The organism is Acinetobacter wanghuae (genome assembly GCF_009557235.1).
GTDB lineage: Bacteria > Pseudomonadota > Gammaproteobacteria > Pseudomonadales > Moraxellaceae > Acinetobacter > Acinetobacter wanghuae.
Genome location: NZ_CP045650.1, coordinates 958,528 through 973,065, shown reverse-complemented (window position 1 = coordinate 973,065; position 14,538 = coordinate 958,528). Strand labels below are relative to the sequence as shown.

At 40.6% G+C, this 14,538-nt stretch carries 10 protein-coding genes and 5 tRNA genes; 11 read left to right on the top strand and 4 right to left on the bottom strand.

The features are described 5' to 3' along the window. Positions 1-120 precede the first annotated feature (120 nt). The 3 genes from GFH30_RS04415 to GFH30_RS04405 all read right to left on the bottom strand — a co-directional run bounded on the left by GFH30_RS04415 (position 121) and on the right by GFH30_RS04405 (position 2,795). Positions 121-210: transfer RNA gene (locus tag GFH30_RS04415), tRNA-Ser, on the bottom strand. Positions 211-297: 87 nt separating this feature from the next. Further along, positions 298-2,334 carry an NADPH-dependent 2,4-dienoyl-CoA reductase gene (locus tag GFH30_RS04410; protein ID WP_153371083.1) on the bottom strand — a complete coding sequence of 679 codons (2,037 nt, stop codon included), beginning with the start codon at positions 2,332-2,334 and terminating at the stop codon, positions 298-300. A 107-nt stretch (positions 2,335-2,441) separates the two neighbouring features. Continuing rightward, positions 2,442-2,795: a hypothetical protein gene (locus GFH30_RS04405; RefSeq protein WP_153371082.1), complete on the bottom strand. Its 354-nt coding sequence runs from the start codon at positions 2,793-2,795 to the stop codon at positions 2,442-2,444. A 244-nt stretch (positions 2,796-3,039) separates the two neighbouring features. Here GFH30_RS04405 and argG point away from each other — a divergent pair, with 244 nt between their 5' ends. Continuing rightward, positions 3,040-4,380: an argininosuccinate synthase gene (gene argG / locus GFH30_RS04400; RefSeq protein WP_153371081.1), complete on the top strand. Its 1,341-nt coding sequence runs from the start codon at positions 3,040-3,042 to the stop codon at positions 4,378-4,380. A gap of 55 nt (positions 4,381-4,435) precedes the next feature. On the opposite strand, the gene GFH30_RS04395 is transcribed toward argG, so the two are convergent. Next, complete coding sequence (locus tag GFH30_RS04395; protein ID WP_153371080.1) at positions 4,436-5,710, bottom strand: GGDEF domain-containing protein; 1,275 nt, start codon at positions 5,708-5,710, stop codon at positions 4,436-4,438. A 152-nt stretch (positions 5,711-5,862) separates the two neighbouring features. Here GFH30_RS04395 and pyrC point away from each other — a divergent pair, with 152 nt between their 5' ends. From pyrC to GFH30_RS04345, 10 genes are all read left to right on the top strand, one after another. After that, the gene (gene pyrC, locus GFH30_RS04390; protein ID WP_153371079.1) at positions 5,863-6,897 is read left to right on the top strand and encodes a dihydroorotase; all 1,035 of its coding nucleotides are present in this window, start codon (positions 5,863-5,865) and stop codon (positions 6,895-6,897) included. Beyond that, complete coding sequence (gene rnt / locus GFH30_RS04385) at positions 6,882-7,541, top strand: ribonuclease T (RefSeq protein WP_153389347.1); 660 nt, start codon at positions 6,882-6,884, stop codon at positions 7,539-7,541. The genes pyrC and rnt overlap by 16 nt, the downstream gene beginning before the upstream one ends. 598 nt (positions 7,542-8,139) lie before the next feature. Continuing rightward, positions 8,140-9,570, top strand: a complete 1,431-nt coding sequence (locus GFH30_RS04380; protein ID WP_153371077.1) for an amino acid permease — start codon at positions 8,140-8,142, stop codon at positions 9,568-9,570. 267 nt (positions 9,571-9,837) lie between these two features. Further along, positions 9,838-9,913: transfer RNA gene (locus tag GFH30_RS04375), tRNA-Glu, on the top strand. A gap of 112 nt (positions 9,914-10,025) precedes the next feature. Continuing rightward, on the top strand, positions 10,026-11,438 hold the full coding sequence (locus GFH30_RS04370; RefSeq protein ID WP_153371076.1) for an amino acid permease: 1,413 nt from the start codon (positions 10,026-10,028) through the stop codon (positions 11,436-11,438). A 333-nt stretch (positions 11,439-11,771) separates the two neighbouring features. Next, positions 11,772-11,847: transfer RNA gene (locus GFH30_RS04365), tRNA-Glu, on the top strand. Positions 11,848-11,873: 26 nt separating this feature from the next. Further along, positions 11,874-11,949, top strand: a tRNA-Glu gene (locus GFH30_RS04360). A gap of 43 nt (positions 11,950-11,992) precedes the next feature. Then, positions 11,993-12,068, top strand: a tRNA-Glu gene (locus tag GFH30_RS04355). 225 nt (positions 12,069-12,293) lie between these two features. Beyond that, complete coding sequence (locus GFH30_RS04350) at positions 12,294-13,709, top strand: iron-containing redox enzyme family protein (RefSeq protein ID WP_153371075.1); 1,416 nt, start codon at positions 12,294-12,296, stop codon at positions 13,707-13,709. Between the two features lie 117 nt (positions 13,710-13,826). After that, positions 13,827-14,537, top strand: coding sequence for a glutathione S-transferase (locus tag GFH30_RS04345; protein WP_153371074.1), 711 nt, complete (start codon positions 13,827-13,829; stop codon positions 14,535-14,537). Position 14,538: the final 1 nt, after the last annotated feature.

Sequence of the window (14,538 nt, the reverse complement as noted above, 5' to 3'; positions counted from 1 at the left end):
ATTTTACAACTTGATCTTCAAGCATCATCACCAAACCAACAACCGTTAACTTAATAGAAATATTATTTTCTGAATAAAATCATAAAAAAAGCCCTGACAATGTCAGGGCTTTTTAGAATTTGGCGGAAGCGGTGAGATTCGAACTCACGGAGGGGGTAAACCCTCGTCGGTTTTCAAGACCGGTGCATTAAACCGCTCTGCCACGCTTCCATGTGCGCAATAATACGGAGCTTTTGATGGACTGACAAGTAAAAATTGCAATGAATGCAATCAACTGCATATAGTTTCATCAAATCCTTATAAAATAGCAGCTAATTCAGCCCCTTCACGGATTGCGCGTTTCGCATCAAGCTCCGCTGCAAGCTTCGCACCACCAATAATGTGATAGTTTGCTAAAGTTTGTTCTGACTCAGTTGGGAAAATCTCTTTCACAGATTCTTGTCCCGCACAAACCACAATCGTATCTACACGTAGTAACTGATCCTGCCCATTGGCTTCAATCCATAAACCCTCATCCGTGACTGCTTTATATTGCACACCACGTAACATACGAACCGCATGTTTTTTCAGTTGAGCCCGATGCACCCAACCCGAGGTTTTACCTAAGCCTGCACCCAATGGCGTAGTTTTACGCTGCAATAAATAAATTTCACGGACAGATGGTTCGACTTCTGCACGCTGCATTCCACCTTCGCTGATATAATTTGGATTTGAGTCTACACCCCACTCTCGTTTCCACTCATTAAGTGGTTGGGGTTGAGGCTGATGTACGGGTTTAAGCAAGAATTCTGAGACATCAAAGCCAATTCCACCCGCACCAATCACGGCAACATGATGTCCAACCTCAGCACCGCGTAAAACTTCTGCATAAGACAAGACTTGTGGTGCGTCACTGCCTGAAATCTTTAAGGCACGCGGCACAACACCTGTAGCCACAATGACTTCGTCAAAACCTTCACGTTCCAGTTGCTCGCGATTGACCTTAGTATTTAAACGCAGCTCAACGCCTGTTTTTTCAATTTGAACTTTAAAGTAACGAATCGTTTCGTGGAATTCTTCTTTCCCAGGCACAACTTTAGCGAGGTTAAATTGACCACCGACTTCATGGCTTGCTTCAAACAAAGTCACCTGATGTCCACGACTTGCAGCAACAGTCGCCGCTGACATTCCGGCTACACCACCACCAACCACCGCAATGCGTTTCGGTTTCTTGGTTTTAACATACACAAGTTCAGTTTCATAAGCCGCACGCGGATTGACTAAACACGTCGCGCGTTGATTCTTAAAAGTATGATCAAGGCAAGCTTGGTTACAGGCGATACAGGTATTAATTTCATCGACACGATTGGTCGCAGTTTTATTGACCCAAAAGGCATCTGCTAAAAGTGGACGCGCCATCTGAATCATATCTGCTTGCCCCGATGCTAAAATGGCTTCGGCTGTTTCTGGCATATTAATACGATTCGATGCAATGACAGGAATCGCAACATGCTTTTTGACTTCTGCGGTATATTCTACAAATGCTGCACGTGGCACAGATGTTACAATCGTCGGAATACGGGCTTCATGCCAACCAATGCCGGTATTTAACAGCGTAATGCCCGCTTCTTCCAAAGCTTTAGCAACCGTAATGACTTCATCCATTGTGTTTCCATCATGAACTAAATCAAGCATCGACAAACGGAAGCAAATAATAAACTTCTCGCCCACTTTGGCACGAATTGCTTTGACGATCTCGACTGCAAAACGCATACGATTTTGAATATCTCCACCCCAACGATCTTGCCGTTGATTCACATGACGACTTAAGAACTGATTCAGCAAATAGCCTTCCGAACCCATAATCTCGACACCATCATAGCCCGCTTTTTTGGCAATACTTGCCGTATGCGCATAATCATCAATGGTCGATAGAATTTGTTTATCTGACAGCTGACGCGGCTTAAAAGGAGAAATAGGCGATTTTATCGGACTTGATGACACCACAAAGGGTTGATAGCCATAACGGCCTGCATGCAAAATTTGCAATAAAATCTTGGCACCGTGTTTATGGACTGCATGTGTGACTAAGCGATGCGGTGCAACATCGCCTAAGGTATTCATGGTGCCACCTGCCGGCAATAACCAACCTGAACGATTCGGCGAAATCCCCCCCGTAATGATCAGACCGACACCGCCTTTGGCACGCTCGCCAAAGTAAGCTGCCAATTTAGGATAGTTATAGAAACGATCCTCTAAACCGGTATGCATTGAACCCATGACCACTCGGTTTTTAATGGTGGTAAAACCTAAATCCAAGGGCTTTAAAATATTTGCATAGGGTATCGTTGTCATGGCTAATCCTTGTTGTTGGCTTTGCAACTTGTTGCAAACTACTTTATCGAGTTTTAATTATTTGTTTATGGCAGTTTTTAAAAAATATTCAGGTAAAGAGTCAATCCTCAATTTTCCCATTGTTTATTCGATGTTTTCCATAACGCAATAGCACCAAGTACAGTACCAATCGGAAAACTGAGTAGCATAAATACTGCCATCACACGCGATAAATTACGCCCTGCTCCATCACCTAATTTAACCTTTAAGCATGTTTTAATATTGAAATAAATCAAAGCCAAAATCACAATCAGCGCAATACTTAAAATAGTAATATCAGCAGATTGATGTTGATATTCAAGATAAATAAACACAACCATACTAAAACTTAAAATTCCGGCATAAACGCCATGAATGAGTGCTAAGGTTTCATTGCGTTTTGTTGAATTAAACTGTGGTAAGGGCGGAATAGTCTTGTTCACTGTCTCAACTTCCACTTTTTAGTATAGATAAATCATACTCAAGCGCAGGCAATAAGCAAAATTTACTTGTGCATGGGCTTAAAAAGTATAAAACATCATTATTTCAGCCTATTGAATAGGCAATTTAAAACGAGTTTTTCTTTTGTAAAGCACAGTCAAATAAAATAATGCTACAATCGAAGCATTATATATTTTATTCAGGCCACCAATTCTGGGTGCCTATTTTATATCGTTAGGATTAACAATGACTGATAATGCAACTATCTTGCAGAATGTACCAGTTGGCAAAAAAGTAGGTATTGCCTTTTCTGGTGGTCTAGATACTTCAGCTGCACTTTTGTGGATGAAACAAAAAGGTGCTGAACCTTATGCTTATACAGCAAACTTAGGTCAGCCAGACGAAGAAGATTACGATGCGATTCCGAAAAAAGCGGAAGCATATGGTGCTGTTAAAGCACGCCTAATCGACTGCCGTTTGCAACTTGCATTAGAAGGTATTGCTGCAATTCAATGTGGCGCGTTCCACATCTCGACTGGTGGTGTTCCTTACTTCAACACTACACCGCTTGGTCGTGCAGTGACAGGTACGATGCTTGTTACCGCAATGAAAGAAGATGACGTGAACATCTGGGGTGACGGTTCAACATATAAAGGGAACGACATTGAACGTTTCTACCGTTATGGCTTGTTGACCAACCCTGCGCTTAAAATTTACAAGCCTTGGTTAGACCAAACCTTTATCGATGAACTCGGTGGCCGTGCAGAAATGTCACAGTTCCTCATCGACAACGGTTTTGACTACAAAATGTCAAAAGAGAAAGCATACTCAACAGATTCAAACATGTTAGGTGCAACTCACGAAGCTAAAGATCTTGAATACCTTAATGCAGGTATCAAAATCGTTGATCCAATCATGGGCGTTGCGTTCTGGAAAGAAGACGTTGAAATTGCACCTGAAGAAGTGTCTATCACTTTTGAAGAAGGTTTCCCTGTTGCGATCAACGGCAAACGCATCGAAGATCCAGTTGAGTTCATTCTTGAAGCGAACCGTATTGGTGGTCGTCATGGTCTCGGTATGTCGGATCAAATCGAAAACCGTATCATCGAAGCGAAATCTCGTGGTATTTACGAAGCTCCGGGTATGGCACTTCTTCACATTGCGTATGAACGTCTTGTGACTGGTATTCATAACGAAGATACGATTGAACAATACCGCATTAACGGTTTACGTTTAGGTCGTCTACTTTACCAAGGTCGTTGGTTCGATTCTCAATCATTGATGCTTCGTGAAACAGCGCAGCGTTGGGTAGCGAAAGCAGTGACTGGTACTGTAACGCTTGAACTTCGTCGTGGTAACGATTACACCATCATGAACACCGAATCTCCAAACCTTACTTATGAAGCTGAGCGTTTGACGATGGAAAAAGGTGATTCTATGTTCTCGCCTATGGATCGTATCGGTCAATTGACTATGCGTAACCTTGATATCACAGATACGCGTGCTAAATTGGGTATCTATACAGATACAGGTTTACTTGCAGTTGGTACAGCATCTGCAGTGCCACAGCTTAAAGACAAAAACTAAGTTTGAGTTGAGTCTAAAAAACCGCGCTTTGGCGCGGTTTTTTATGTGCTTTACTTTATAAATGGGCTACGTCATTGACATGACTGGGACCAATTGATTGATAATAAATTTGATTACGACCCAACTGTTTTGCACGATATAACGCTTGATCGGCAACACCGAGTAAAGCTTCTTTATCAATACCGCTTTCAGCATGATAGACCGTGATTCCTAAACTAATGGTCACGTGCTTTGCCACCTTTGACTTAGCATGTGGGATTTCTAAACGCTCAATCGCTTTAAAAATATTAGATGCCACCGCATACGCGCCATGTGCATCGGTTTCTGGCAACAGTACAACAAATTCTTCCCCACCATAACGCGCCACAAAGTCCATATGACGAATGGCATTTTTGATGCTTTTTGCGATGGTCGAAATGACGTCATCACCCTTTTGATGCCCATAATAATCATTATAATTTTTAAAAAAATCGACATCGATAAAGAGCAATGCCAATGCTGTTTCTTCACGACGGGAACGCTCAAAATAAATATCTAAGGTTTCATCAAAAGTACGTCGGTTAGAAATTTTTGTCAGTTCATCATGTTGGCTTAAATGTAAAAGCTCCGTGGTATGAATACGATGAATTTGCTCACTGATTTTGGCGCGAATGGTATATAAAAACATCATGCGTTCTCGCGCGAAGATCATATGGCTAATCACATAACCCAATAAGCAGCTACCCACTAAAATGCGACCAAAGACCAAAGGATTTACATCAGAATCCAACGCTAAAAGAATTGCAATCGTGGTGGCCGCCGCACACATCCCCATCATGAGCATATGTTTCGGTTTAATCCCGGCTAAGATATTACCCAAAATATAAATAATAGTGACAATTGCCATCGACTGATGCTGCATCGCAACGGTTTGCATCGACATGGTCAGACATGGAATGGTGACCAATGCCCAAAATGCGACACCTAAAGATGCTTGATGAAAAAAGCGTTTAATTCGTGGTAAGCAAGAAAAAAAGTAAAAGACCAATAATGATAAACCACCATTGATTAAGCCTAGCAGCGCCAGTGCAAAGTCATGATCAAAATGCGCTGCATCAATAATCCAATAATCGGTCGGAATCATGACCAACATAAACAAAAAATATACCAGAACCCCAGCCCACACATATTTCTCTGCGTGTTTGCGCGCGCGCTCTAAATTTTTTGTCCAGAACTCCGCTTCAAGCTGTTTCGGAAAAACCTGCCCAACACGCTGACTTTGTTGAGAGATTAAATCTTCTACTTTTTCTTTGTCTGATTGGAGTTGTGCTAAATTGTACTTGTATTCCATTGCCAAGCATTTTATTTAATTATTTTGTCATTTAAAAATAACATACTTTTTTAAAAAAATTCATATATATCACACCATTTGTTTTTATTTCAGATTACCAATTTAAGCGTATATGCTTTATCATTTGTTTTATTTCTCCGACTGAATTCGCCTTGAAAACGATTACGCTTCTCCAGCCAGACGATTGGCACGCTCACCTCCGTGATGGTCTTTCACTTCAACGCACCGTTCCTGATTTAGCCCGTCAATTTTCACGTGCAATCTGTATGCCTAACCTTGTTCCACCGGTAAAAACGGTTGAAGAAGCAAATAGCTATCGTGAACGTATCATGGCACATGTGCCTGAAGGTTTAAATTTTGATCCACGCATGGTGCTGTATTTCACCAATAATACCCCGCCAAGCGAAGTTAAAAAAATTAAAGACTCTGAATTTGTCAATGCGATTAAACTCTATCCAGCAGGTGCAACCACCAACTCGGACAGCGGTGTCAGTGACATTAGTAAAGTTTATGGCGTAATTGAACAAATGGAAGAACATCAAGTTCCCCTTTTGTTACATGGTGAAGTAACACATAATCATGTCGATATTTTTGATCGTGAGAAGCGTTTCTTAGATGAAGTGCTTGCACCGCTATTAAAACAGTTCCCAAAACTCAAATTAGTGCTTGAGCATATCACCACCAGTGAAGCGGCAAACTTTGTTTTAGAACAAGACCGTAATGTGGCTGCAACCATTACCCCGCAACATTTATTATTTAACCGTAATGATATGTTGGTCGGTGGCGTGAAACCGCATTTCTACTGCTTACCGATTTTAAAACGTCAAACCCATCAGCAAACCTTGCTTGAAGTGGCGACGAGCGGTAATCCTAAATTCTTCTTGGGTACAGACAGCGCACCGCACTCAAAAAATGCCAAAGAAAATGCATGTGGCTGTGCAGGATGTTATAGTGCGCCTACCGCAATCGAGCTGTATGCTCAAGCATTTGATCAAGTCGGTAAAATCGAACGTTTGGAAGGTTTTGCGAGCCATTTTGGTGCGGACTTCTATGGTTTACCACGTAATACCACAACCATTACGTTGGTCAAAGAAGATCAAGTGATTCCAACAAGTTTAGACTATTTGGATGGTGAACAGATTATTCCGCTACATGCGGGTAAAACCATTCAATGGAGAAAAGTGTGACAAATGAAGCTCTCCCAGTCATTGGTCAACGTTTCCGTGGATTCTTGCCAGTGGTTGTCGATGTAGAGACTGCCGGTTTTAATTCACAGACTGATGCATTATTAGAAATCGCAGCGATTCCGATTATTTATAATGAAGAAGGTCAATTTGTGCCGGGTGAAGCCCACCATGCACATATCAATCCTTTTGAAGGTGCGAATCTTGATCGTAGATCGTTAGAATTTATCGGAATTGATCCATCTAATCCCATGCGGATTGCGATGGCTGAAGACGAAAAAACAGCGTTAAAACGTATTTTTAAATCTGTTAATGAAGTCCGTCGTCAGCAAAATTGCACGCATGCCGTATTGGTCGGTCATAACGCGCATTTTGACTTAGGTTTTGTACAAGCAGCGATTGCACGTACGGGCACTAAAAATCAAAACCCATTTCATAGCTTCTCTGTATTCGATACAGTGACTTTGAGTGCGGTGATGTTTGGTCAGACCGTTTTGGCTAAATCATGTATTCAAGCCGGCATTGAGTTTGATGGTCGTGAAGCGCATTCAGCGTTATACGATACGCAAAAAACTGCGGAACTGTTTTGTTTTATTTTAAACAAACTTGCTCCGCATTTACTCGACACACTTGTGACGGAACAGTAAGTTTTCCGGCATAACACTCACGTCCCTACCTGACTTAATGATATCAACACCATTAAGCTTGCTTGTGTAGGGACGATATTCTTCTTATTTTATTGCTGTTCTTTTTCTACTGAATCTTGGATATCTTTCATCTCAACTGTCACAACACAAGCAACTCAAAGCACCTTGTCTTATGCGGTTTAAACTCAACAATCTTAACTTTCCGCAGATGCCTTAAATGAAGTTAATTCAACTGTAATATGCGAATTAAATATAAGTTTAGCTCGCCTCAAAATTTCATCTTTGGTCTTAATAAACCAACATACTCGATAAAAAGGATCAAATAGTGGTACCTCTGGTAAGCTCTATTCAGAAGAATCGTGTTGATTTCTTGTAGATATAACAGTGAAATTTCGATCCCTCTATTGGCTTTTTCATAAACAATACTTTCATACACTTTATTATTCAAAATCAAACTAATACATATTTAATAATCTGATTAACTCGTTCATTTCATTTATTTTTTAAATCAAAACTAATATTTCATGGGTTAATTTCAATTGATGCAAATTTCATTCAAAATCACTTTAAAATAACCTTTTATCTCTCCTCGTTGATTATGCAATCTCCTTGTTCTCCTTCGCAGTCCACGACTGGTGAAGATCAAACGCCTGCGCTAAAACGTGCCATGACCACACGTCATTTGGTGATGCTCTCACTAGGTGGTGCGATTGGTACGGGCTTATTTATGGGCTCAGGTGAAGTCATTTCCCAAGCGGGACCTTTAGGTGCAGTGCTTGCCTATATTATTGGTGGTTTGATCGCTTATATGGTCATGCTGTGCTTAGGTGAGTTAGCTGTACATTTACCTGTTTCTGGCTCATTTGGTGCCTTTGCAACAAATTATATCGGTCCCGGTACAGGCTATATGGTGTCATGGATGTACTGGCTTGGTTGGTCGGCGACTCTTGGCACTGAATTCACTGCCGCAGCCATTTTGATGCAAGAATGGTTTCCTCAGACTTCCATTTGGTTATGGACGCTGATTTTTGCTGCGGGCGTATTATTGTCGAATTTAAGTTCTACCCGTGCCTTTGCCGAATCTGAATTTTGGTTATCATTTATTAAAGTGGCAACCGTTTTACTGTTTATCATTTTAGGTTTCGCTTGTATTTTCGGGATGATTCCTTTTGAAGGCTATACATCTGCCCCGATGTTCCAAAATTTAACCGAACATGGCTGGCTACCGAATGGCTTAATTCCTTTATTCACCACATTGTTAATTGTGAATTTTGCATTTAATGGTACGGAGATGATTGGGATTGCAGCCGGTGAAACAGAAAATCCTGAGAAAAATGTTCCAAAAGCCATTCATGCTGCTGTGTGGCGTTTAATCATTTTCTTTGTCGGTACGATTATTGTGATTAGTTCACTTTTAACCTATACCGATGCCGGTTTACAAGTCGGTGGGCATGGTGGTTTAAGTAGCAGTCCATTCGTGTCGGTATTCACCCAAATGGGCATTCCCTATGCCGAAGACTTTATTCGTTTTGTGATTATCACTGCATTATTATCGACTGCAAACTCAGGTTTATATGCAGCATCTCGTATGATGTGGGCATTGTCTGCTCAGAAGCAACTTCCTCAAATTTTTGCCAAAGTGAGTAAATCAGGCGTGCCTTATGTTGCCATTTGGTTCACCATGATCGGTGGCTTACCCGGCTTACTCTCAGAACAATTTGGCGCAGATGTGATCTTTAAAAACCTGATGGGCGTGGCTGCATTCACTATGGTCATTGTGTGGATGAGTATTTGTTGGAGTCAGTTTAATTTCCGTCGCCAATGGCTTAAATCTGGTCACACTGTATCAGAACTTAGATTCCGCACACCTTGGTTCCCTTTAGTGCCTATTCTTGGTTTTGCGACTTGTACAGCAACAGGTTTAAGTATGGCAGCTGATCCTGAAATGCTTTCTGGTTTTATTGGTTGTTTGTTATTTATGGCGGCTTGCTACGCAAGTTACTATTGGTTGTATCACAAGAAAAATTAATCCATTTCAATTAAAAAGCGCGGCTTCTAAGTTGCGCTTTTTTATACTGCAATCATCAATTCGCATGCAATAAGCTAAGCTTTGATAAAACTTAAACTGAAAAATTTAGCAAAATAATCAATTGAGGTTTAAATATTTGATTGAAAATAAATCATTTTTATTAAAAATGATAAGTTTTTAATCATTTGATTTAAATATCATAAAATTATTGCGTTATCGGTTTGACACCTTGAATAAAAATCCCTAACATACGCATCACCTCAAAACGTCCCTATCGTCTAGAGGCCTAGGACATCGCCCTTTCACGGCGGTAACCGGGGTTCGAATCCCCGTAGGGACGCCATCTCTTGATCGAATACGATCATGCCATATTCAAATTAATAATTAATCGATTGCAGATTTGTGGTTTTTGACTACAATAACTCGCTTCATTCTTCTGATTTATTTCATTTCCTATGCACTCATCTCCGAATGATGCTACGCATCAGGGCAATTCTGCGCCTTTAAAACGCGCTATGAGTACTCGACATCTGGTCATGATTTCGCTTGGTGGCGCAATCGGGACAGGCCTATTTTTAGGGTCGGGTGAAGTCATTGCACAAACGGGGCCTGTAGGTGCCATCCTTTCTTATTTTCTAGGCGGTGTCATCGCTTACATGGTTATGCTGTGTTTGGGTGAGCTTGCCGTTCATATGCCTGAATCTGGCTCTTTTGGTGCGTATGCCAAACGCTATATTGGTCCAGGCACAGGCTATACCATTACCTGGTTATATTGGCTGACGTGGTCAGTTACGCTTGGAACCGAATTTACTGCAGCTGCACTTTTAATGCAGGAGTGGTTCCCTGACAGTTCAATGTGGATGTGGACCCTTATTTTTGGTTCATTCGTCTTTGTACTGAATATGATTTCAACCCGTTGGTTTGCCGAATCTGAATTTTGGCTGGCTTTGGTTAAAGTCATCACGGTTATTGTATTTATCTTACTCGGTCTGTTGGCTATCTTTGGTGTTGTTGGCTATCAAGGTCAAGATGCTGCACCACTCTTCACCAATTTAACTGCGCAAGGTTGGTTCCCTGAAGGCTTATTCCCCATCTTCACGACAATGTTGATTGTGAATTTTGCTTTCTCTGGTACGGAACTCATTGGTGTCGCTGCGGGTGAAACCAAAGACCCTGCGAAAAATGTACCAAAAGCGATTAATACGTCAATTTTCCGTCTGCTTATTTTCTTTGTAGGTACGATTATTGTCGTGACCTCACTGCTTCCTCATCAAGAAGCAGGTTTAGCGGCTGAAGGTGTGAGTAGCAGTCCATTTGTGACGGTATTCCAACACATCGGTATTCCTTATGCTGAAGACATTATTCGTTTCGTGATTATCACTGCGTTGCTGTCTGCTGCGAATTCAGGTTTGTTTGCTGCTTCACGCATGATGTGGTCATTGTCATATAACAAACAGCTTCCTGCGGTTTTCTCAAAAGTGAATGCTCGCGGTATTCCGTATGTGGCTGTCATTGTCACCATGATTGGTGGTTTGCCGGGTCTATTGTCTGAACAATTTGCACCTGAAACCATTTTCACAAACTTATTGGGTATTGCCGCATTTACCATGGTGGTTGTGTGGATGAGTATTTGTTTAAGCCAATTCAATTTCCGTCGTCAATGGTATAAAGACGGTCATACCAAAGAAGAATTGGGCTTTGCAGCACCCCTGTTCCCCATTGTGCCAATTCTTGGTTTCTTGTTCTGCTTAATTACCTGTATCAGTATGGTGTTTGATCCATCGTTACAAATCAGCTTCTTCTTATGTTTAGCGTTTATCGCGGTATGCTATGCAAGCTATTATGCTTTCTATCATAAAAAAGCATAATTCAGTTATGATCTAAAAAGAGCGACTTTGGTCGCTCTTTTTATTTGAAAGAATTCATCTTACTTGTATATCCACTGATAACATTTTGTAGTTAAAGCTTAAGAATCAATCAAACAGTAAAAATAAATCAGAAAATACAACATGTACTTATGAACGATAAAAATTTTATGATGAATCATTTTGCTTATTTCCCTGCTTAAAATGCGTTAATTTTCATCAAAAAATAGAAAAATGATTTTTTTTCATACGAACACATCAAAAACCTGAAAATACCTGTAGAAAAGTGTTTGACACCCCTCTATTTTCACCCTAATATACGCCCACCTCTGAAACGTCCCTATCGTCTAGAGGCCTAGGACATCGCCCTTTCACGGCGGTAACCGGGGTTCGAATCCCCGTAGGGACGCCAATTTTCAGAAGTAATGTTTGTATTTAGTCCCTATCGTCTAGAGGCCTAGGACATCGCCCTTTCACGGCGGTAACCGGGGTTCGAATCCCCGTAGGGACGCCATTAACTGCAAAGTTAATCGTTTTACAAATACTTACTTCACGCTGTCCCTATCGTCTAGAGGCCTAGGACATCGCCCTTTCACGGCGGTAACCGGGGTTCGAATCCCCGTAGGGACGCCATATTCGAAATCATTTTGATTCAACATGATTTCAGCAGAAAGCCCAAGCATTGCGACTTGGGCTTTTTGCTTTTTAGCCTTTCTGTTTTTATGGGCTTGCTAGGTAAAATTACTTAGCTTTTCAAAAGTGATGCAATCCACTCATAAATACGAACAAAATATAAACACCCTCGCTGCGGTTGAAAAGATAAGGTAATCAATCAATACGTAGGCAAGGATAAAATACATGTTCGCGAGTACAGCGTTTTATTTACCTGCATCTCATACTAAAAACCATCATCAGCGTCTTAAAAATCACAAGGATTGGGTGGATTTTTTTCTAGATGAACAGGTCTCAAATACAATTAAAACTGAAAAATCAGAACAATTTTTAATTCAATATATGAATGAGATCCATACAGATCAAGTCAATTGGCTCGATTATCCCCATTTGGTTGAAGCGCATCTTCTAGAACAGCACCATACGGTTTGCCAAAGCTTTCAAGACTACGTTGCTCGTCGCAAAACCGATGCATCCCGTGAATACTTTCCAACGGTATCGCATGCTTTTGAGTTTTTGTATCAAGTGGCTCCCGTCAAAATGGTCGATGGCGCATGGTTGTATTCGACTTTACATCAATCCCAAAATGAGTCAGTTCGCAATCTAATTTATATCTACCTTGAAGAACTCGGTATGGGACATCCGCGTGCCAATCATGTGACCATGTATCAAGACCTGTTACAGCGTTATGAATTAACTGATTTTTCTGAGCAATTAGATGATGCTTATTATGAGCAAGCTACGGTTCAGCTGGCTTTAGCATATGCACCAAGCGAATGGATGCCATTGGTCATCGGCTTTAACTTAGGCTATGAACAATTGCCTTTGCATCTACTGATTACCAATTATGAATTGGCGGAGCTTGGTATTGATCCTCATTATTTTAATGTACATATCACCATTGATAATGCACATAATGGTCATGCGCAGAAATCGCTGAAGGCTTATCTTGAGAATTTCGCCATGGCTAAAGATCAAGCACGCTATCTAGAATTAGTCAAAATTGGTTATTTAATGAATGATATCGGTAAAAGTTCAACTCAGATCATTCAAGAATTAAATATTGAAAAACTCGCATTGAAAGTCTTCAAAAATAAAGCGCTAATTGGACAATATATTCATAATCAAAAATGCCAGTTTAGCGGTAAAAGTATTAATGAATGGCTGTCCGATCCAAATCAAATACAAGACTTCTTAAAAGTGATGATGGATAAAGGTTGGATTATTCAAGGTCAACCTGTTGAGCAAAGTCGTTTCTGGAATTTAATTGATCAAGCTGAAGGTAAAATGTTTGGTGTGTTTAATGCGACTGAAAAACAAATGATTAAAGATTGGATTCAAGGCAGTCAACATACACGCCGTTTAAGCGCATCTAGCGCTGCAAATGAAGCATCTCTGAAGGATCGCAGCCCGCACACCCAACAAAGCATTGCATCTATCAAGCATCGCTTAAATCTATGTGAGACGACTCAAGAAAAAATTGAGTTACTTAGCCCTTATATTGCACCACACCTACACTATAAAGACGTGGGTTTATGGGCAACACAACAGCTAAGTCGCTTGTTATTTCCATTTCAAACACAAGCGATGCGTTATCACTAAAGCATAAGATCGAGTTCAATGAATGAGATCCAATGACCATTGGATCTCATTTTTTATTTCTATTTGATTGTATTTATGATTATGCTGAAGCATCTCGGTTATTAATTGCACTCATTTATGCAGTTCAAACTTTATCATTTAGCAAATTCACGTTCACAGCGTATTGTCTGGTTATTTGCAGAACTTGATATCCCATATGAACTTATCATCTCTGAGACGAATCTAACCAACGCCAAGAAAAACGCTAAGAAAGTTGTCTCCACAAAAAATAATGCAATGAAATTTCCGACATTGGAAATTATCGATAAAAATACAACGATTACACTCACTGAAAGCAGTGCGATTATAGAATATCTATGTCAGCAGCAACAAAAATTAGGCGTCAATTTAGCGGATGAAGCAGGTCTCGATTTTTGTTTTTATAAACATTATGTCGATGCGAGCCTGATGCCTTTACTCGCATTGAAACAAGTCTTTCAACAAATTGTTGTACATACGCCTTGGCTTGTTCGCCCCATGAGTCAGCTTTATAAATTCGGTTTAAATCGGAGTTATCTCGATCCCGAATTAAAAATACAACTTAAGCAGTTAAACCGCCATTTAGAAAGCCATCACTGGCTTGCAGGCAATACGTTTAGCTATGCAGATATTCTATTGTGGTTTCCTTTGCATGCTGCAAAATATGCTTTTCCGCGATTTGAGCAATACTCGGCATTAATACGCTATTTGAATGATTTAGAGGCTCGACCCGCATTCCAACAATCGCTGAAGATTGGTGCTTGGAATGCCGATCAATTTCAATATTATTGGTCAATGACGCGTGCCTAAA

Coding starts and splice junctions, on each gene's coding strand:
- GFH30_RS04350 (WP_153371075.1), top strand. CDS start 12,294: ATGTTCGCGAGTACAGCGTTTTATTTACCTGCATCTCATACTAAAAAC.
- argG (WP_153371081.1), top strand. CDS start 3,040: ATGACTGATAATGCAACTATCTTGCAGAATGTACCAGTTGGCAAAAAA.
- rnt (WP_153389347.1), top strand. CDS start 6,882: ATGGAGAAAAGTGTGACAAATGAAGCTCTCCCAGTCATTGGTCAACGT.
- GFH30_RS04380 (WP_153371077.1), top strand. CDS start 8,140: ATGCAATCTCCTTGTTCTCCTTCGCAGTCCACGACTGGTGAAGATCAA.
- GFH30_RS04410 (WP_153371083.1), bottom strand. CDS start 2,334: ATGACAACGATACCCTATGCAAATATTTTAAAGCCCTTGGATTTAGGT.
- GFH30_RS04370 (WP_153371076.1), top strand. CDS start 10,026: ATGCACTCATCTCCGAATGATGCTACGCATCAGGGCAATTCTGCGCCT.
- GFH30_RS04395 (WP_153371080.1), bottom strand. CDS start 5,710: ATGGAATACAAGTACAATTTAGCACAACTCCAATCAGACAAAGAAAAA.
- GFH30_RS04345 (WP_153371074.1), top strand. CDS start 13,827: ATGCAGTTCAAACTTTATCATTTAGCAAATTCACGTTCACAGCGTATT.